Annotated in this window: 14 protein-coding genes; 6 read left to right on the forward strand and 8 right to left on the reverse strand. The window is 65.1% G+C overall.

Translation table 11 applies throughout. The features are described 5' to 3' along the window. The first annotated feature begins 230 nt into the window (after positions 1-230). Together GDH07_RS11935 and GDH07_RS11940 are read left to right on the forward strand one after the other, a co-directional pair. Positions 231-2,318, forward strand: coding sequence for a putative bifunctional diguanylate cyclase/phosphodiesterase (locus GDH07_RS11935; RefSeq protein WP_053130376.1), 2,088 nt, complete (start codon positions 231-233; stop codon positions 2,316-2,318). Between the two features lie 225 nt (positions 2,319-2,543). After that, a complete protein-coding gene (locus tag GDH07_RS11940; RefSeq protein WP_022639007.1) occupies positions 2,544-3,290 on the forward strand; it encodes an SDR family oxidoreductase in 747 nt (248 codons plus the stop codon). Positions 3,291-3,360: 70 nt separating this feature from the next. On the opposite strand, the gene GDH07_RS11945 is transcribed toward GDH07_RS11940, so the two are convergent. From GDH07_RS11945 to GDH07_RS11970, 6 genes are all read right to left on the reverse strand, one after another. Then, on the reverse strand, positions 3,361-3,924 hold the full coding sequence (locus tag GDH07_RS11945; protein ID WP_152897653.1) for a hypothetical protein: 564 nt from the start codon (positions 3,922-3,924) through the stop codon (positions 3,361-3,363). A gap of 43 nt (positions 3,925-3,967) precedes the next feature. Further along, entirely contained in the window at positions 3,968-4,765 is a 798-nt protein-coding gene (locus tag GDH07_RS11950; protein ID WP_152897654.1) for a PoNe immunity protein domain-containing protein, read from the reverse strand. 15 nt (positions 4,766-4,780) lie between these two features. After that, positions 4,781-5,821, reverse strand: coding sequence for a hypothetical protein (locus GDH07_RS11955; RefSeq protein WP_022639003.1), 1,041 nt, complete (start codon positions 5,819-5,821; stop codon positions 4,781-4,783). Between the two features lie 226 nt (positions 5,822-6,047). Beyond that, positions 6,048-7,457, reverse strand: a complete 1,410-nt coding sequence (mapR, locus tag GDH07_RS11960) for a GntR family transcriptional regulator MpaR (RefSeq protein WP_152897655.1) — start codon at positions 7,455-7,457, stop codon at positions 6,048-6,050. A 151-nt stretch (positions 7,458-7,608) separates the two neighbouring features. Next, the gene (ccoG, locus tag GDH07_RS11965) at positions 7,609-9,024 is read right to left on the reverse strand and encodes a cytochrome c oxidase accessory protein CcoG (protein ID WP_053130367.1); all 1,416 of its coding nucleotides are present in this window, start codon (positions 9,022-9,024) and stop codon (positions 7,609-7,611) included. Positions 9,025-9,231: 207 nt separating this feature from the next. Further along, a complete protein-coding gene (locus GDH07_RS11970) occupies positions 9,232-9,465 on the reverse strand; it encodes a DUF3203 family protein (RefSeq protein ID WP_022639001.1) in 234 nt (77 codons plus the stop codon). Positions 9,466-9,645: 180 nt separating this feature from the next. Between GDH07_RS11970 and GDH07_RS11975 the strand changes: the two genes are divergently transcribed. Further along, a complete protein-coding gene (locus GDH07_RS11975) occupies positions 9,646-10,140 on the forward strand; it encodes an MgtC/SapB family protein (protein WP_022639000.1) in 495 nt (164 codons plus the stop codon). Positions 10,141-10,181: 41 nt separating this feature from the next. Here the strand turns inward: GDH07_RS11975 and GDH07_RS32285 are convergent, their stop codons facing one another. Continuing rightward, complete coding sequence (locus GDH07_RS32285; RefSeq protein ID WP_022638999.1) at positions 10,182-10,352, reverse strand: hypothetical protein; 171 nt, start codon at positions 10,350-10,352, stop codon at positions 10,182-10,184. Between the two features lie 211 nt (positions 10,353-10,563). On the opposite strand from GDH07_RS32285, the gene GDH07_RS11980 reads away from it, so the two are divergent. The 3 genes from GDH07_RS11980 (at position 10,564) to glgB (ending at position 18,207) form a co-directional block, all read left to right on the forward strand. Continuing rightward, positions 10,564-12,558 (forward strand): alpha-1,4-glucan--maltose-1-phosphate maltosyltransferase, encoded by a 1,995-nt coding sequence (locus GDH07_RS11980; protein ID WP_152897656.1) that lies wholly within the window; start codon positions 10,564-10,566, stop codon positions 12,556-12,558. Positions 12,559-12,634: 76 nt separating this feature from the next. Continuing rightward, a complete protein-coding gene (gene treS / locus GDH07_RS11985) occupies positions 12,635-15,979 on the forward strand; it encodes a maltose alpha-D-glucosyltransferase (protein ID WP_152897657.1) in 3,345 nt (1,114 codons plus the stop codon). Further along, complete coding sequence (gene glgB, locus GDH07_RS11990; protein WP_152897658.1) at positions 15,976-18,207, forward strand: 1,4-alpha-glucan branching protein GlgB; 2,232 nt, start codon at positions 15,976-15,978, stop codon at positions 18,205-18,207. Before treS ends, glgB begins: the two co-directional genes overlap by 4 nt. Before the next feature lie 60 nt (positions 18,208-18,267). On the opposite strand, the gene GDH07_RS11995 is transcribed toward glgB, so the two are convergent. Further along, positions 18,268-18,957, reverse strand: a complete 690-nt coding sequence (locus GDH07_RS11995; RefSeq protein ID WP_022644258.1) for an alpha/beta hydrolase — start codon at positions 18,955-18,957, stop codon at positions 18,268-18,270. Positions 18,958-19,007: the final 50 nt, after the last annotated feature.

Raw genomic sequence — 19,007 nt, forward strand, 5'->3', positions numbered from 1 at the left:
CTGGCGACGCCGATAAAGCAGGAAGCAACCGAGATTGTCCGGCGCCGGCCGAAAGACGCTCCTGTGAATGTACCAAGGCCATGTCCATGAGGCTTGTAGGGGCTTGTGGACCCTCTGTCAGACTGATGGCCTTTTGCTAACTTTATGGATGCGTTATTTCCTGCAATCAGTACAATCTGCGGTTTTGCCCGCCGCGCAGGGATGTCGGCACAACGGCCAAGAGACGCCTAATGCTCATCGGTAGCTACTCCTCCGCACTGGTCCTGATCTCCATTTTCGTGGCGATCCTCGCTTCCTATACCGCTCTCGATCTCACCGGCCGCATAGCCACCGCCCAGGGACGTGCGGCCTACCTGTGGATGGGCGGCGGTGCCCTAGCCATGGGCATCGGCGTCTGGTCCATGCATTTCATCGGCATGCTGGCCTTTTCATTGCCCATCGACCTGGGCTACGACATCGGCCTCACGGCGCTGTCGTTGCTGATTTCCTTCCTGTCTTGCGGTTTCGCCCTATGGCTGGTGAGCCAGCCACGCCTGCCAGTGATGCAACTGCTGTTCGGGGCGCTGATCATGGGCTCGGGAATCAGCGGCATGCACTACACCGGGATGGCGGCCCTGCGCATGCAGCCGGGTATCGACTACGACCCGCAGCTGTTCGGCGCTTCGCTGCTGATCGCCTTCGGTGCGTCGCTGGCGGCGCTGTGGATCGCCTTCCGCCTGCGCCAGAACACTCCCTACGTACGCCTGGTGCGCACCGGCGCGGCGATCATCATGGGCTTCGCCATCGTCGGCATGCACTACACCGGCATGGCCGCCGCACGATTTTCCGGGGGCAGCTTCTGCGGGGCCCTGGCCGACGGCCTGAGTGGCAAGGGTCTGGACAACCTGGTGCTGATCACCACCCTGGCGGTGTTGATCATCGCCTTGCTGACCTCGGTGCTCGATGCTCGCCTGGAGGCGCGCACCGCTGTGCTGGCGCAGTCCCTGACCGAGGCCAACAAGGAACTCACCCAACTGGCCCTGCACGACACCCTGACCGGCTTGCCGAACCGCATCCTGCTGGCCGACCGCATCGACCAGGCCATGCACCGGGTCACCGCCCACGGTGGCTGCTTTGCCCTGATGTTCATCGACCTGGACGGTTTCAAGCCGGTCAACGACGCCTTCGGCCACCACATGGGCGACCAGCTCCTGCGCGAGGTGGCCCAGCGCCTGCGCGAGGATCTGCGCAGCGAAGATACCCTGGCCCGGATCGGCGGCGACGAGTTCGTGCTGCTGGTGCAGCTTGCCGAGCCCGACGACGCCCTGCGCCTGGCGTCGCGCCAGGTGGGCTTGGTATCGCGTTCGTTCAAGGTGGCCGAGCACGAGCTGCAGATATCCGCCAGCATCGGCATCGCGGTGTATCCGGGCAATGGCCAGAGCGCCCAGGAACTCTTGATGAACGCCGATGCCGCGATGTATCACGCCAAGGGCACCGGCAAGAACGGCTACAGCTTTTTCGATGCCTCGATGAACAACAATGCCCGGCGCCAGCTGCAGCTGCTCCAAGACCTGCGCAATGCCCTGGAACACCATCAGTTCCGCCTGCACTATCAGCCCAAGTTCGATGCCGTCGACGGCCGGCCGGTAGGGGCCGAGGCCTTGTTGCGCTGGGAGCATCCGCAGCACGGGCTGCTGATGCCGGACAAGTTCATCGAGCTGGCGGAGAAGACCGGCCTGATCATTTCCATCGGTGAGTGGGTGCTGGACGAAGCCTGCCGGCAGATGCAGCAGTGGTACGCCGAGGGTTATACCGATTGGCGCATCGCGGTGAACCTGTCGGCCATGCAGTTCTGCCATGGGGGGCTGGTCAACAGCGTGTCCGGCGCCTTGGAGCGCTACCACCTGCCGGCCAACAACCTGACCCTGGAAATCACCGAGACCACGGCGATGCATGATGCCGATGTCAGCATGATCGTCCTGCAGCAATTGGCGGACATGGGCGTGGACCTGTCCATCGACGATTTCGGCACCGGCTATTCGAGCCTGATGTACCTCAAGCGCCTGCCGGCCAACGAATTGAAGATCGACCGTGGCTTCGTCCGTGACCTGGAGCACGACAGCGACGACGCCGCCATCGTCTCGGCGATCGTCGCCCTGGGCCAGGCCCTGGGCCTGCGGATCGTCGCCGAAGGGGTGGAGACCGGTGTGCAGCGGACCTTCCTCACCGAGCTTGGGTGCGATTCGCTGCAAGGCTACTACCTCGGCCACCCTATGCCGCCCGAGCGATTCCTCCAGGGCTTGCGCCAGAACCTGCAGAAACTCGAACGCGAAGCCTGAGTCCTGCAGGCAGCTGCGCCGCCGCAACCCCTGGCGCACGATGCTCCAGGCTCGCCCCATTACCTGGTCCTGCGCCCGCCGTGCAGGCGTGCGCAGCCTGCGGCAGCGGCTGCACAGAGCCTGTGCCTGGCCGATCGCGCCAAGGGCGGCCAGTTGCGGTTTTCATCACTGGCTGCGCGGTGTTTAATGGCTCGCGTTGAAATGATCAGTGAGGGAGTTGGCAGCATGGACAAAGTCATCGTCATCACCGGTGGCGGGCGGGGGATCGGCGCAGCCACGGCGTTGCTGGCCGCGCAGCAGGGTTTCAAGGTGTGTATCAACTACCAGGCCGACGAGCAGTCTGCCCAGCAGGTCCTGGAGCAGGTCCGGGCCCTGGGCGCCCAGGCGATCGCCGTACGGGCCGATGTCAGTATCGAAGATGAAGTCATCGGCCTGTTCCAGCGGGTCGACGCCGAGCTGGGCCGGGTTACGGCGCTGGTCAACAATGCCGGCACCGTGGGGCAGAAGTCGCGCCTGGAGGAAATGTCCGAGTTCCGCATCCAGAAGATCATGAAGACCAACGTCATGGGGCCGATCCTCTGCGCCAAGCACGCGGTGCTGCGCATGTCGCCGCGCCATGGCGGGCAGGGCGGCAGCATCGTCAACGTATCATCGGTGGCGGCGCGCCTGGGCTCGCCTGGCGAGTACATCGACTACGCGGCATCCAAGGGCGCGCTGGACACCTTCACCATCGGCCTGGCCAAGGAAGTGGCGGGCGAGGGCATCCGCGTCAACGCCGTGCGCCCGGGCTATATCTATACCGATTTCCATGCGCTCAGCGGCGATGCCGACCGTGTCAGCAAGCTGGAGAGCGCCATCCCCATGGGCCGCGGCGGGCGTCCGGACGAGGTGGCCGAGGCCATCATCTGGCTGCTGTCGGACAAGGCCTCCTATGCCACCGGCACCTTCGTTGACCTGGGCGGCGGTCGCTGACTCCTGGTCCATGAGCCGGTTTGTCGGCCAATAGCCCCTGAGCCTGGCACCAGACTGCGGATGCCAGGGCTCAGGGCAACGCGTCGACGGTGCGGCGGCGGGGCACGATCAGCAAGGCCAGCAGTAGCCCAAGCAGGCCGGTGCCATAGCTCATCGACAGCGGCAGCAGGCGACTCAGGGTTTCGCCAGGGCGTATGCAGCTATAGCGAAATCCATAACCCTGCTCATCTGCCCAGACTCCCGGGACCTTGTTCACCGGTGTCGGGTCTGATGGCGCCAGTTGCTCATCCGAGAGCTCCAGCTTGGCATGGCTCGCTTCACGTGCCGCCAGTTGTTCGATGGCCTGCAACTGGGCATCGTTGCAGCGGCTCTCGCTCCAGTTGTGCAACACCAGCAAGGCCGATAGCAGCAACAGCAAGGGCACTGGATAAAAGCGTCGGGTCGGCAACAGGGGCGCTACCAGCAGTCCGGCCAGGAAACCGGCCAGCAGCAGGTTGGCCCAGTACCAGCCGCCGCCTTCCCAGCTTGGCAGCATTATCAGCATCAGCACCGGGGGCAGTACGACGCGAGCGAACAGCAGGCACAGGGCTGCGGCGAGGAGGGTGACCAGCAGGGTCTTGATCCAGGATTTCATGGCTGTTCCGCCGCCTGTATGAGTGGAGCCAAAACGGCACGCATCAGTCTTGTGTCGCCTGCCCGGGAATATTCGGTGGGGTGAAGCGGCGGGCATATTGGAGCATGTCCCGGGGATAGATCATGTGCCGCACCGCGCCATCGTCCAGGCCGTAGAGGTAGACGATGGCCGCGGCCTCGAAGGCCCAATAGCCGAAGTAGCCGCCATCGTCGTCGAAACTATGGCTGTCGTGCCACGGAGCGTGCACGAAGGCCGGGTACCACTGGTTGCAGTACTCCACCAGCAATTCTCGGGCTTGCGCCGGGTCCTTGTGGTAGACCGCGCGCACCAGGGGCGTGTAGACCTCGTGGTACCACTCATCCACCTCCACCCGGTCGGCCAGGAAACCCTTGAGCAGATCCTCGATCAGCACGTCCTCGCCATGGTAGCCAGCCCGATCCTGCAACAGCGCCACCCGTGGCAGCAGGTCGCTGCGTTGCAGGAGGATGCACAGGCTGATGACCTGTACGTACTCCTCGAAGTCATGAGGGTAGTGATCGATCGCCAGGGGCGCGATTTCCGGCAGTTCTTCATAGCGCGCCAGCTTGCGCTGGTAGTCCTCGTAGCTTTCCACCACTGCGTCCAGGGCCTGGGCCAGCGCTTGCATGGGCTCGCCAGCGGTGTAGCCGAGGATCAGTCGGTGCAGGCGCGCTTGCTGCACCTGCCGGGCCTTGAGGGAGGCTTCCTGGAGGGGGCAGTCGGCCTCCATGGAGTGCTCCTGCCAGAAGGCCTCGGTGCCTTCCAGGTGCTCGCTGAGCTGGTAGTACTGTTTGTGGCTGAGAAACACTTGCCTGCGGTTCATCGCGCTCGCCTCGGTTCAATAGGGGATCAGGGTGAAAGCCGGCTTGCGCTCGGACGCTTCCAGCAGCAGGGTCGGCAGGTCCACCTCGGTAGGCTCCAGGCACAGGATGCCGAGCTCCTCCTCCAGGGCTGGGCGGTCGGCCGCCAGTGCCTGGATCGGCAGGCGTTGGTAGGGGCGTGGGTCTTCGCCGTAGTAGACCTTGGCGGTGCCGGCAGGGATGCCTTCCAGGCGGGCGAAGCCTTCTTCGTCGAGGTGCCCCTGGATTTGCGAACCGTCGGTGAAGACCACCCGGTAGGCGGCACCGGACACGGGTTCGAGGTTGGAGTAATGCAGGTTCAGTTCCAGCCAGTGGCCGTCGCCGGTGAGGTGCTCCATGCCCTGGTTGATGGCTTGTGGAGTGCTGGCGGCCTCGCGGGCTGCGGGCAAGGTGCTGCTGGTACCGGCACTGCCTGCCGATTGCGGCTTGGGCAACAGGGCCGGGCCCTGGCTGTGGGCCAGGGCCGAACTGTTGCGTTGCACCGCCAGCCACGGTGCGATGCGTTGCTGCACCGCTTGCATGAGCATCTGGCTGTGGTCCCGGGCCTCGTCCAGGTTGTGCAGCACCAGTTGCTGCTGGCGTGGGGCAAGGCCTGTGAAGGTCGAGGACGCCTGCACGCCACGGACGATCTCTGGCATTTCCTCGGTCAGGCGAGCGGGGTCCAGGGATTTTTCCAGTAATTGTTCCGGGCTGGTCTTGATCCGGCAGCTCAGCAGCGTATGGCGGATCAGGTCGAAGAGTTTATCGGCGTGGCGCCAGGGGGCTCGGTTGATCTGGCGCAGGATGAGCTTGAATTCCTGCCCGGGGCCGGGGATCCAGCCGATCAAGGCCAGGGCCAGGTCGAAGAGGGCGTCTGCTTCGTCCTGGTCATTGTTCACTGCATCCAGTTCAAGGATCGCCTGGACCGTATCGTAGGCGTTGAGCTCTTGGGCCAGCAGCGGCAGGCGACCGCGCTTGATGGCTTGGCTCAGTTCGGCCTTGGCTTCTGGATAGTCGTCGTAATACAGGTCTTCGACCATGCCGTGCTCCTTCCCTGGAAAATTCGAGCGCGGATGCTGCACCAGTGCCGGCCCGGGGGCAAGTCGTTTGACCACCAAGGGCGTATCTCTGCGACCGCTGCGCGCCTGTGGGCAGCCTGCGGCAGCGGCTACACGAAGCGAGTCCGTAGCCGCTGTCGAGACTGCGCCAAGGTCCGCAAGACCTCAAGCGTTCGGCCAGTCAAGCACAGGCTGCACTCGGCGGGGGTCAGAACGAGCGGATGATCCGCCCCAGGGTCTCCATGGCCTTTTCCATCGTCTCGTTCCAGGGGCTGCCGTAGTTGAGGCGAATGCAATTGCGAAAACGCTGGGTCGGGGAAAAGATCGGCCCGGGGGCGATGCTGATGCCCTGGGCCAGAGCCATCTGGAACAGTTTCAGCGAGTCCATCTGCGGCGGTAGCTCCAGCCACAGGAAGTAGCCGCCAGCGGGCTGGCTGACCCGGGTCTGGGCCGGGAAGTGCCGGGCGATCGCAGCCAGCATGGCGCTTTGCTGTTCTTCCAGGGCATAGCGCAGCTTGCGCAGGTGACGGTCGTAGCCGCCATGTTGCAGGTAGTCGGCGATCGCCGCCTGGGCCGGCATCGAGGCGCACAACGAGGTCATCAACTTGAGCCGTTCGATCTTCTGTGCGTAGCGCCCGGCGGCCACCCAACCGATGCGGTAGCCCGGGGCCAGGCTCTTGGCGAAGGACCCGCAGTGCATCACCAGGCCCTCGGTATCGAAGGCCTTGGCCGGTTTCGGGGCTTGCTGGCCGTAGTACAGCTCGGCGTAGACATCGTCCTCGATCAGCGGCACCTGGTGCTGGCGCAGCAGTTCCACCAGTTCCTGTTTCTTGGACTCGGGCATGCTCGCGCCCATGGGGTTCTGGAAGTTGGTCATGCACCAGCAAGCCTTGATCGGATGGCGCTCCAGGGTCTGGGCCAGGACCCCCAGGTCGATGCCGTCCCGTGGGTGCACGGGAATCTCCACCGCCTTGAGCTTGAGTCGCTCCAGGACCTGCAGGCTGGCATAGAAGGCCGGGGCCTCGATGGCCACCAGGTCGCCGGGTTCGGTCACGGCCTGCAAGCACAGGTTCAGCGCCTCGAGGGCGCCGTTGGTGATCAGCAGCTCCTCCATGGGCAGCATCAGCCCCGCCACCATGTAGCGCAGGGCGATCTGCCGCCGCAGTTGCGGGTTGCCCGGCGACATGTCGGTGACCACCACCCGTGGGTCCATCTCGCGGCTCGCGCTGGCCAGGGAGCGGGACAGGCGCTGCAGGGGGAACAGGGTCGGGCTGGGGAAGGCCGAGCCGAAGGGCACGGTACTCGGGTCCTTGATCGAGTCGAGCACCGAGAATACCAGTTCGCTGACATCGACTTCGGTGGATTCGTTGACTTCGCTGCTGATCACCGGCTCGGAGAATGGGCTGGGCGCGTGGGCATTGACGAAGTAGCCCGAACGCGGGCGGGCACGGATCAACCCGCGGCGTTCCAGCAGGTAATAGGCCTGGAACACCGTCGACGGGCTGACCCCGTAGGTCTGGCTGGCATAGCGCACCGAGGGTACGCGCTGGCCAGGACCCAGGACCCCGGAACGGATCAGTTCGGCGATGTCATCGGCGAATTTTTCGTAGCGTTTCATCTGCGGTGCAAGATCCAGTCTGGTCATCGGTGCGACATGCGTGAGGTAGCGAGAGTAGGGACTGCGACCCGCGGGCGCCAGGAAGGTCCATGGCGCCCGCGGGTGCTCGTGGCGTGGCCCGGGATACCCCTCGCCACGGCATTCTAGAGGTTCAGCGGTTCATCGGCGCGACAAAACGACTCGCCGCCACGGCCTGGATGCCCGGATCGTCGCTATCGCTGACCTTGAAGCTGATGTCCTGGGAACTGCTTTGCGGGCGTTCCTGGACCAGCGCCACCGAAACCGGCAAGTCGATGATTTCACCTGGAGCCAGGCTCAGCTCGGTCTTGCCTTGCAGCTCGAAGCCTTCGCCATCCACCAGGGCTACCTGGTATTGCTGGCGTTGCTGGGTCTTGTTGATGATCTTCAGGCTGTAGATGTTCTCGATCTGCCCCAGGGCGTTCTCGCGGAACAGGCCACGGTCCTTGGTCACGTCCAGGGACACCATCGGCCGTTGCACCAGGGCCAGGGTCAGCGCGCCGATCATCACCAGCATCACTGCGCAGTAGCCCACCAGGCGCGGCCGCAGCAGGTGGGTCTTGCCCCCTTGCAGCTCATGTTCGGAGGTATAGGAGATCAGGCCGCGGGCGTAGCCCATCTTGTCCATGATCGAGTCGCAGGCATCGATGCAGGCGGCGCAGCCGATGCATTCCATCTGCAGGCCGTCGCGGATGTCGATGCCGGTGGGGCATACCTGCACGCACAGCTGGCAGTCGATGCAATCGCCCAGGCCGACGTCGGCGGGCTTGACGTCGCGCTTGCGCGGGCCTCGGCTTTCGCCACGGGCCGGGTTGTAGGAAATGGTCAGGGTGTCCTTGTCGAACATCACGCTCTGGAAGCGGGCATAAGGGCACATGTGCATGCACACTGCTTCGCGCATCCAGCCGGCATTGATATAGGTGGCGCCGGCGAAGAACACTACCCAGAACAGGCTCAGGCCGCCGATCTGCAGGGTCATCAGTTCCTGGGCCAGGGGCCGGATCGGGGTGAAGTAGCCAACGAAGGTCAGGCCGGTGAGCAGGCTGATGCCCAGCCACAGGGTGTGCTTGAGGGCCCGGCGGGCCAGCTTGTTGGCGCTCCAGGGCGCGGCCTGCAGCTTGATCCGCTGGTTGCGGTCGCCCTCGGTGACCTTTTCGCACCACATGAACAGCCAGGTCCAGGAGCTCTGCGGGCAGGTATAGCCGCACCACACCCGGCCGGCGAACACCGTGATGGAGAACAGGCCGAAGGCGCAGATGATCAGCAGCGCCGAGAGGAGGATGAAGTCCTGGGGCCAGAAGGTGGCGCCGAAGATATGGAACTTGCTTTCCGCCAGGTCCCACAGCACTGCTTGGCGTCCGCCCCAGTTCAGCCAGACGGTGCCGAAGAACAAGAGGAACAGGAACCCTGCGCCGCTCATGCGCAGGGTGCGGAACAGGCCGCTGAAACTACGGGTATAGACGTGTTTGTCGGTGCTCTTCGTCTTCATCTGTTTAGGGCGTGAAGGTTCGAAGGTCTCTACTAATCGGACGGGGATTCTTTCGCTCATGGTCGTTCGCTCATAGCCTCCATCAGGCCGCGCAACTATGACCACGGATCTGTTTGCATAACAGACTCAGCTATTTGATAAAAAAGCGGATCAGATGGCCTTTCCAGGAGGCCTGCGACAACTTGCTGCACCCCGGCAAGTTCCCCGGGGACCTGGCCCCGCAGGCTGATGGCACAGGGCTACGGGGCGGACCCTGATCCAGGTCAGTCAAATCACCGAATCACCCCCGGAGGCCTTCAGGTGGCGTCGGCCGTCGGTGGCACCTGCTACGGTCAATGCGTCGGCTTCTGCTTCGGTGATGTAGATACGCTCGCCCTTGATCTCCACCGCCGACATCGCCTTGGCGCTGTCGGTGATGATGGTCACGGCACTGGCGGGCAGGCGTTCGTGGAGGGTCTGGGTGTCGAAATAACAGTGCTGCTGTTCGATGCGCAGGCTCATGTCGGGTACCTCCTGGCGATGGCTATACAGGTTAGGGCCCGTAGCGCGGCCAGGGTTCGCCGCCGGCGATCAACGGCGGCCAGGCAGTGGGCCGGCACCATCTGCCCGACGCCGCGGTCCATCCTTAATGAAGCCCATGGCCCGCAACCCGCGGGGCCGGGATGGCCGGAGGAGCACTCGATGGACGCCTGGTGGCATGAGGTATGGCTGACCCTGCAAGCGGAGTTCGCTGATATCGGCGATGCGCGGCAGATGACCCGGATCATCCTGCGCCTGCTGCTGGCAGCGGCGCTGGGCGCGGTGCTGGGGTTCGAGCGGGAACAGAAGGGCAAGGCGGCAGGAGTGCGCACCCACATGCTGGTGGCCATGGGCGCCGCCTTGTTCGTGCTGGTGCCGAGCCTTTCGGGAGCCCAGTCCGATGCCATGAGCCGGGTACTCCAGGGAGTGATCGCCGGGATCGGCTTCCTCGGCGCCGGGACCATTCTCAAGGGGCGTGAGGAGGAGGCAGGCCAGCACGTCAAGGGCTTGACCACCGCCGCCGGGTTGTGGATGACCGCCGCCATCGGCGTCGCGGCCGGCATGGGCCGCGAGGCCACGGCGCTGTTGAGCACCTTGCTGGCATTGATGGTCTTCAGCCTGATGCCGTTGATCGTGCGGCGCCTGGAAAAGCGCTGAATACCGCCTGTCTATCTATGCTTGCCGGCGAACCGCCGCACTTATTCCCGCTGCTCGGCCAGTACCGGCGGCCTGGGCATGGGCGGGTCGACCTTGGGCGGCGGGGTGCTGTCCGGTGGCTCCTGCTCGGGAACCGCCGGTGGTTCGCTGGGCGGCAGGGGTGGCTGGTCGATGTTCGGATCAGGGGGATCCGCCGGGATCGGGATACTCATTGCTGGCCTCCTGGGTGCTTGCAGTTGCACCGGCTCGTTCGGTGGACCCCGCAACGGCGCATTTGATTCCCGCCGTCTCGATGATCAATTGCGCTGAACTTTCCGCAAGGCGGGTGGCTCGGAACCTAAGTGTGTCGATCCAGTGCTGTACCGGGGCATCGCCGACCCGGTCAGCCTAGCGTCGAGAACCAGTACAGAGGGGTGATGCTCGATGAGCGCAGAACAACCGACCGAACAGAGCTACCAGGCGCACCTGCCGTTGTCCCAGGCCTTGCTGCTGCCGCGCATCGCCATCGAAGGTACCCGCCCGGTGCTCGATGGCGGCCAGTTCGCGGCCAAGGCCACTGCGGGCCAGCAGGTGGAGGTGGGGTGCAAGGTCTTCGCCGATGGCCACGACAAGCTGGCGGTGCGGGTGCGCTGGCGCAACGAACGGCAGGATGTTTGGCACAGCCGGGTCCTGGAAGACCAGGGCAACGATGGCTGGCTGGGGCACTTCCCGGTGCCGGAGGCGGGCCGCTATCGCTTCTGCATCGAGGCCTGGATCGACCTGTTCGCCAGCTTCTGCTACGAGCTGGAAAAGAAGCACCTGGCCGCCCAGCCGGTCAGCCTGGAACTGCAAGAAGGCCGCACCCTGGTGCAGCAGGCTGGCGAACGCAGCGAAGGCGCGCTGCGCGAACAACTGCTGGTGCTGCACCAGCAACTGGGCGGCTTGCTCGCGGCCGAGCAGGTGGCGCTGTTCTTGAGTGCCGACAGTGCCCGACTGATGGCCGAGGCCGACCTGCGTCCCTACCTCAGCCTGAGTCCCGAGTACCCATTGGACGTGGAGCGCGAGCGTGCGCAGTTCGCCAGCTGGTACGAGCTGTTTCCCCGTTCCATCACCGACGATCCGGCGCGCCACGGCACTTTCGACGATGTGCATTCGCGCTTGTCGATGATCCATGACATGGGCTTCGACGTGTTGTATTTCCCGCCGATCCACCCCATTGGCCGGCGCCACCGCAAGGGGCGCAACAACGCCTTGGTCGCGGCCCCGGACGATCCGGGCAGCCCCTATGCCATCGGCAGCGAGGAGGGCGGCCACGAGGCGATCCATCCGCAACTGGGCAGCCGCGAGGATTTTCGCCGGCTGGTGGCCGCAGCCGCCGACCATGGCCTGGAAATCGCTCTGGATTTCGCCATCCAGTGCTCCCAGGACCATCCCTGGCTGACCCAGCATCCGGGCTGGTTCAACTGGCGCCCGGACGGCACGATCAAATACGCCGAGAACCCGCCCAAGAAGTACCAGGACATCGTCAACGTCGACTTCTATGCCGCCGATGCCATCCCCAGCCTGTGGCTGGAGCTGCGGGACATAGTGCTCGGCTGGGTCGAGGAGGGTGTCACCATCTTCCGGGTCGATAACCCGCATACCAAGCCGTTGCCGTTCTGGCAGTGGTTGATCGGCGATGTGCGCAGCCGGCACCCGCAGGTGATCTTCCTGGCCGAGGCCTTCACCACCCCGGCGATGATGGCGCGCCTGGGCAAGATCGGTTACTCCCAGAGCTACACCTACTTCACCTGGCGCAACACCAAGAGCGAACTGGCCAGCTACCTGAGCGAGCTCAACCAGTCGCCCTGGCGCGAATGCTTCCGGCCGAACTTCTTCGTCAACACTCCGGATATCAACCCCGGCTTCCTGCATGACTCGGGCCGCCCCGGCTTTCTCATCCGCGCGGCGCTGGCGACCATGGGTTCGGGCCTGTGGGGCATGTATTCGGGGTTCGAGCTGTGCGAGTCGGCGCCGTTGCCAGGCAAGGAGGAATATCTGGATTCGGAGAAGTACGAGATCCGCCCGCGGGACTTCAATGCCCCGGGCAACATCATCGCCGAGATCGCCCAGCTCAACCGTATCCGCCGTCAGAACCCGGCGCTGCAATCGCACCTGGGGCTCAAGCTGTACAACGCCTGGAACGACCGGATCCTGTACTTCGGCAAACGCAGCGCCGACGGCGGCAACTTCGTGCTGGTGGCGGTCAGCCTCGATCCCTTCAACCCCCAGGAGGCGCATTTCGAGCTGCCACTCTGGGAAATGGGCCTGCCCGACGATGCCGCCACCCAGGGCGAGGACTTGATGAACGGCCATCGCTGGACCTGGTACGGCAAGGTCCAGTTCATGCGCCTTGAACCGGCCCAGCCGTTCGGTATCTGGCGCATCAGCGTCGACTGACCTGGCCGCGCCGCCGGCCCTAAGGCCAGGCGGCAGTGGTCGGGCAGGGACCTCTGAACAGATTCAGGAGTGAGCAATGGCGAAGAAAACCCGACCAGCGACCTTCATCAAGGATCCGCTCTGGTACAAGGACGCGGTGATCTACCAAGTGCATGTGAAGTCCTATTTCGATTCCAACGACGATGGCGTCGGCGACTTTCCCGGGCTGATCGCCAAGCTGGACTACATCAAGGAACTGGGGGTCAACACCATCTGGTTGTTGCCGTTCTATCCCTCGCCACGGCGCGACGACGGCTACGACATCGCCGAGTACCGTGGGGTCAGCCCCGACTATGGCACCCTGGCGGACGTCCGGCGGTTCATCGCCGAGGCCCACAAGCGCGAACTGCGGGTGATCGCCGAACTGGTGATCAACCACACCTCCGACCAGCACCCCTGGTTCCAGCGTGCCCGCAAGGCCAAGCCCGGTTCGGCGGCGCGCAACTTCTATGTGTGGTCCGACGACGACCAGAAGTACGCCGGCACGCGGATCATCTTCCTCGACACCGAGAAGTCCAACTGGACCTGGGACCCGGTGGCGGGCCAGTACTTCTGGCACCGCTTCTATTCCCACCAGCCGGACCTGAACTTCGACAATCCGCAGGTGATGAAGGCGGTGCTCTCGGTCATGCGCCACTGGCTGGACATGGGTATCGACGGCCTGCGCCTGGACGCCATCCCCTACCTGATCGAGCGCGATGGCACCAACAACGAGAACCTGGCCGAGACCCACGATGTGCTCAAGCGCATCCGCGCCGAGATCGATGCCCATTATCCGGACCGCATGCTCCTGGCCGAGGCCAACCAGTGGCCCGAGGACACCCAGCTGTACTTCGGCCAGGCCAGTGGCAATGGTGCCGATGGCGACGAATGCCACATGGCCTTCCACTTTCCGCTGATGCCACGCATGTACATGGCCCTGGCCCAGGAAGATCGCTTCCCGATCACCGACATCCTGCGCCAGACCCCGGAAATCCCGGCCAATTGCCAGTGGGCGATCTTCCTGCGCAACCACGATGAGCTGACCCTGGAAATGGTCACCGACAAGGAGCGCGACTACCTGTGGAACTACTACGCCGCTGACCGGCGGGCGCGGATCAACCTGGGCATCCGCCGGCGCCTGGCACCGCTGATGGAGCGTGATCGGCGGCGCATCGAACTGCTCAACAGCCTGCTGCTGTCGATGCCCGGTACTCCGACCCTGTACTACGGCGACGAGATCGGCATGGGCGACAACATCTACCTGGGCGACCGCGATGGCGTGCGCACGCCGATGCAGTGGTCCATCGACCGTAACGGCGGCTTCTCCCGGGCCGACCCGGCGAGCCTGGTGCTGCCGCCGATCATGGACCCGCTCTACGGCTACCAGTCGGTGAACGTCGAGACCCAGTCCGGCGATCCGCATTCGCTGCTCAACTGGACCCGGCGCCTGCTGGCGGTGCGCAAGCAATCCAGGGCCTTCGGCCGGGGCACGCTGAAGATGCTGTCGCCGAACAATCGCCGGATCCTGGCCTATACCCGCGAATACACCGGGGCCGATGGCAAGCAGGAGATCATCCTCTGCGTGGCCAACGTCTCGCGCAGCGCCCAGGCGGCGGAGCTGGACCTGTCGAGCTTCGCCGGCATGGTGCCGGTGGAGATGCTCGGCGGCAGCGCCTTCCCGCCCATCGGCCAATTGAATTTCCTGCTGACGCTGGCGCCCTATGGCTTCTACTGGTTCGTCCTGGCCAGCGAGCAGCAGATGCCCAGCTGGCATGTCGAGCCGGCCCAGAGCCTGCCGGAGTTCACCACCCTGGTGTTGAAGAAACGCCTCGAGGAATTGCTGGAGGCGCCGTCGCGCACCACCCTGGAGCAGGAAATCCTGCCCAGCTGGCTGCCCAAGCGCCGCTGGTTCGCCGACAAGGACAGCACCCTGGGCCAAGTGCAGCTGGTGTATGGCGTGCGCTTCGGCGATCCGCAGCACCCGGTGCTGCTGGGCGAGATCGAGGTCACCAGCCAGGGCCGCAGCCAGCGCTACCAGGTGCCATTCGGCCTGCTGGCCGAGGACCAGATCAGCAGCGCCTTGCCCCAGCAACTGGCCATGTCCCGGGTCCGGCGCGGGCGCCAGGTGGGCTTGATCACCGATGCCTTCGCCCTCGACAGCTTCGTGCGCAGCGTGCTCCAGGCGCTCCAGGCCCAGGCCCGCTTGGACAGCGCCGCCGGACAGATCCGTTTCGATGGCAGCCCGCAACTGCAGCGCCTGGGCCTGGATGCCGAGGTCGACGTGCGCTACCTGTCGGCCGAGCAATCCAACAGCTCGGTGGTGGTGGGCGAAAGCCTGGTGCTCAAGCTGGTGCGCAAGGTGGCCGGCGGCATCCACCCGGAACTGGAAATGGGCGCTTTTCTCACCCAGGCCGGTTTTGCCCATATTTCGCCATTGCTGGGCTCGGTGGTGCGCCGTGACGCGCAGGGCGAGGATCACCTGCTGATGATCGCCCAGGGCTACCTGAGCAACCAGGGCGACGCCTGGGAGTGGACCCAGAGCAACCTGGAGCGGGCGATCCGCGACGAGCTGGCCAGCGCCGTTTCCGAACAGGAGCAGCATTACAACGCCCTGTCCGAACTCCAGGACTTCGCCGGACTCCTGGGCCAGCGCCTGGGGGAAATGCACATGCTGCTCGCCGCCCCCGGCAGTGCTGCGGATTTCACGCCCCAGGCCTATACCCAGGAGGATCTCCAGGCTTGCCAGCGCCAAGTCAGTGGGCAACTGGAACACAGTTTGCAGTTGCTCGAAGAACACCAGGACAGCCTCGCCGAGACCGACCGTGGCCTGTGCCAGCGCCTATTGCGGCACAAGGGGCGCATCCTCGCCGCAGTCGATCAACTGGCCGGGCAATTGCTGGGCGGCTTGCGCATCCGGGTCCATGGCGACCTGCACCTGGGCCAGGTGCTGGTGATCAAGGGTGATGCCTACCTGATCGACTTCGAGGGCGAGCCGGCGCGGCCCCTGGCGGAACGCCGGGCCAAGCACAGCCCCTACAAGGATGTCAGTGGCGTGCTGCGTTCGTTCGACTACGCCGCGGCCCTGGCCCTGGAGGCGCCGGCGGTGGATGGCGCGCCGGATGCCCAGGCGGTCCGGCAAACCGTGGTCGGGCGCTACCTGGAGCGCTCCCGGCAGGCTTTCGTCACGGCGTACCGGCAGGCGACGGCTAATCTTGCCCATGGCTGGCGAGCGTCGGCGGCCGATGCTGCCCTGGTGCTGTTCAGCCTGGAGAAGGCGGCCTACGAGCTGGCCTATGAGGCGCAGAACCGGCCCGCCTGGTTGCATGTGCCGCTGCGCGGCCTGGCTGGCCTGTTGCGTGAACTACCGGACTTTTCCGACATCGATGGAGAGCAGTCATGAATTTCTCGAACAGGGAGCAGGAGCGGCGCCAGGAGAGGTTGCTGCCACCGGCCGGGGCTATCGAGGCCCTGGTCCGGGCCGAGAACAACGACCCTTTCGCCATCCTCGGGCCCCATGGCGACGGTGCCGGTGGGCAGGTCATCCGGGCTTTCCTGCCCGGGGCGCTGAGTGTCCAGGTGCTGGACCGCGAGCGGCAGCAATTGCTCGGCAACCTGGAAACCGACGAGGTGCCGGGGTTGTTCGCCGGGCATTTTCCCGAGGCCCGGCCCTACCTCCTGCGTGTGCAGTGGGCCGGTGGCGAACAGGTCAGCGAAGATCCCTACAGCTTCGGGCCGTTGCTTGGTGAAATGGACCTGTACCTGTTCGCCGAAGGCAATCACCGCGACCTCGGCAGTTGCCTGGGAGCCCAGTTGACCACGGTGGACGGTGTAGCCGGCGTGCGTTTCGCGGTGTGGGCGCCCAATGCCCGGCGGGTCTCGGTGGTGGGTGACTTCAATGTCTGGGATGGCCGTCGGCATCCCATGCGCCTGCGTCATCCTTCGGGGGTCTGGGAGCTGTTCATCCCGCGCCTGCACGCTGGTGAATCCTACAAGTACGAGGTCCTCGGGCCCCACGGCATCCTGCCGCTCAAGGCCGACCCGGTAGCCCTGGCGACCCAGCTGCCGCCCGACACCGCGTCGAAGGTCGCGGCGCCGCTGGCCATCGACTGGCAGGACCAGGAGTGGATGCTGGCCCGTGGCGAACGCCAGCGGGTCGATGCGCCGCTGGCGATCTACGAGCTGCACGCCGGTTCCTGGCAGTGCGAGGTCGACGACGTGGGCGAGGTGGCCCGCCACTACAGTTGGCCGGAGCTGGCCGAACGGTTGATTCCCTACGTCAAGGAACTGGGCTTCACCCATATCGAGCTGATGCCGATCATGGAGCACCCGTTCGGCGGCTCCTGGGGCTACCAGCCCCTGGCGCAGTTTGCACCCAGCGCCCGCTACGGTACGCCCGAGGAGTTCGCGGCCTTCGTCAATGCCTGCCACCTGGCGCAGATCGGGGTGATCCTGGACTGGGTGCCGGCGCACTTTCCCACCGATTCCCATGGATTGGCGCAGTTCGATGGCACGGCGCTGTATGAGTACGGCAACCCCCTGGAAGGTTTCCACCAGGACTGGGACACCCTGATCTACAACCTCGGGCGTACCGAGGTGCACGGCTTCATGCTGGCCTCGGCCCTGCATTGGCTCAAGCATTTCCATGTCGATGGACTGCGGGTCGATGCGGTGGCCTCGATGCTCTACCGCGACTACTCGCGCAAGGCCGGGGAGTGGGTGCCCAACCGTCACGGCGGCCGGGAAAACCTCGAGGCGATCGAGTTCCTGCGCCATCTCAACGACGTGGTGGACCTGGAGGCGCCGGGCGCCCTGGTGATCGCCGAGGAATCCACCGCCTGGCCCGGGGTCAGCCAGAGTACCGAGCATGGCGGGCTGGGCTTCGCCTACAAGTGGAACATGGGCTGGATGCACGACTCCCTGCATTACATCCAGCAAGACCCGGTCTATCGGGCCCACCACCACAACGAACTGAGCTTCGGCCTGGTGTATGCCTGGTCCGAGCGCTTCATCCTGCCGATCTCCCATGACGAAGTGGTGCACGGCAAGCATTCGCTGATCGACAAGATGCCTGGCGATCGCTGGCAGAAGTTCGCCAACCTGCGGGCCTACCTGAGCTTCATGTGGACCCATCCGGGCAAGAAGCTGTTGTTCATGGGCTGCGAGTTCGGCCAGTGGCGCGAGTGGAACCACGACCAGCAGCTGGACTGGTACTTGCTGCAATATCCCGAACACCGTGGCGTGCAACAGCTGGTGGGCGACCTCAACCGCCTGTACCGCGAGTATCCGGCGCTGCACGAGCAGGACCACGTGCCCCAGGGCTTCCAGTGGCTGATTGGCGACGATGCGCTCAACAGTGTGTATGCCTGGCTGCGCTGGAGCCGCAATGGCGAGCCGTTGCTGGTGGTGGCCAACTTCACCCCGGTGCCACGCGAGGGGTATCGGGTGGGCGTACCCCTGGCCGGGCGCTGGAGCGAGGTGCTCAACAGCGATTCGCAACTCTATGCCGGGTCCAACTACGGCAACGCCGGCGAAGCCTTCAGCGAAGAGCAGGAAAGCCACGGCCAGGCCCTGTCCCTGGTGCTCAACCTGCCGCCCCTGGCGGTGCTGATCCTGCGCCCCGGCCACTGACACGGCCACAGGGCGCGCTTCGTTTAGCCGCTGCCGAAGTTGAACGCCAGCCCTGGCCGATCAGAGGCTGGCGGCGGCCTCGGCGATCAACCCGGCCACGGCGTGCGACTGCGAGGCCAGGGAGGCATGGCTGGCGTCCAGGCGGATCACCTTGCGCGCGTTCAGGCGCGCGGCCATGCGCTCCTGGTTGTGCGGGGCGATCATGCGGTCGGCGCTGGAGATCTGGTACCACGAGGGTTTGTCGCGCCAGGCCGGGGCGCCCAGGGTATCGCCGAAGGTGCTGGCCAGCGGGGCTTTCTGGGTCAGGCCCATGATCAGTCCCTCGCGGGCCGGCAGGTCCTGGCAAAAACTCTCATGGAAGCGCTCCGGACGAACCCACAGGTAGCCGTCGCTGTCCGGTTCCAGGTTGGCCGCGGCCGCGGGAGGAAACTCCTGGGTCAGGCTGCCGGGGCTCTCGCCGCTGTCGGGAGCGAAGGCGGCGATGTACACCAAACCAGCGACGTTGGCCTCGTGGCCGGCCTGGGTGATCACCGCGCCGCCGTAGGAATGCCCCACCAGCAGTACCGGCCCGGCTTGCTGGGCCAGCAGTTTGCGGGTGCGCTCGACGTCGTCGGCCAGGGACGTCAGGGGCAACTCTACCGCGCGGATCTTCTGCTGGCCGCGTTCCAGCAATTCGTCGATGACCCGGTTCCAGTGGGCGGCGCCGCCCCAGAACCCGTGGACCAGGACGATCGTGGGGGTATCGCTCATGGCATCGCTCCTTTTCACGGCAGGGGCGGCCCCGGGCGGATGCCCAGGGT

Source organism: Pseudomonas piscis (assembly GCF_009380155.1).
Taxonomy (GTDB): domain Bacteria; phylum Pseudomonadota; class Gammaproteobacteria; order Pseudomonadales; family Pseudomonadaceae; genus Aquipseudomonas; species Aquipseudomonas piscis.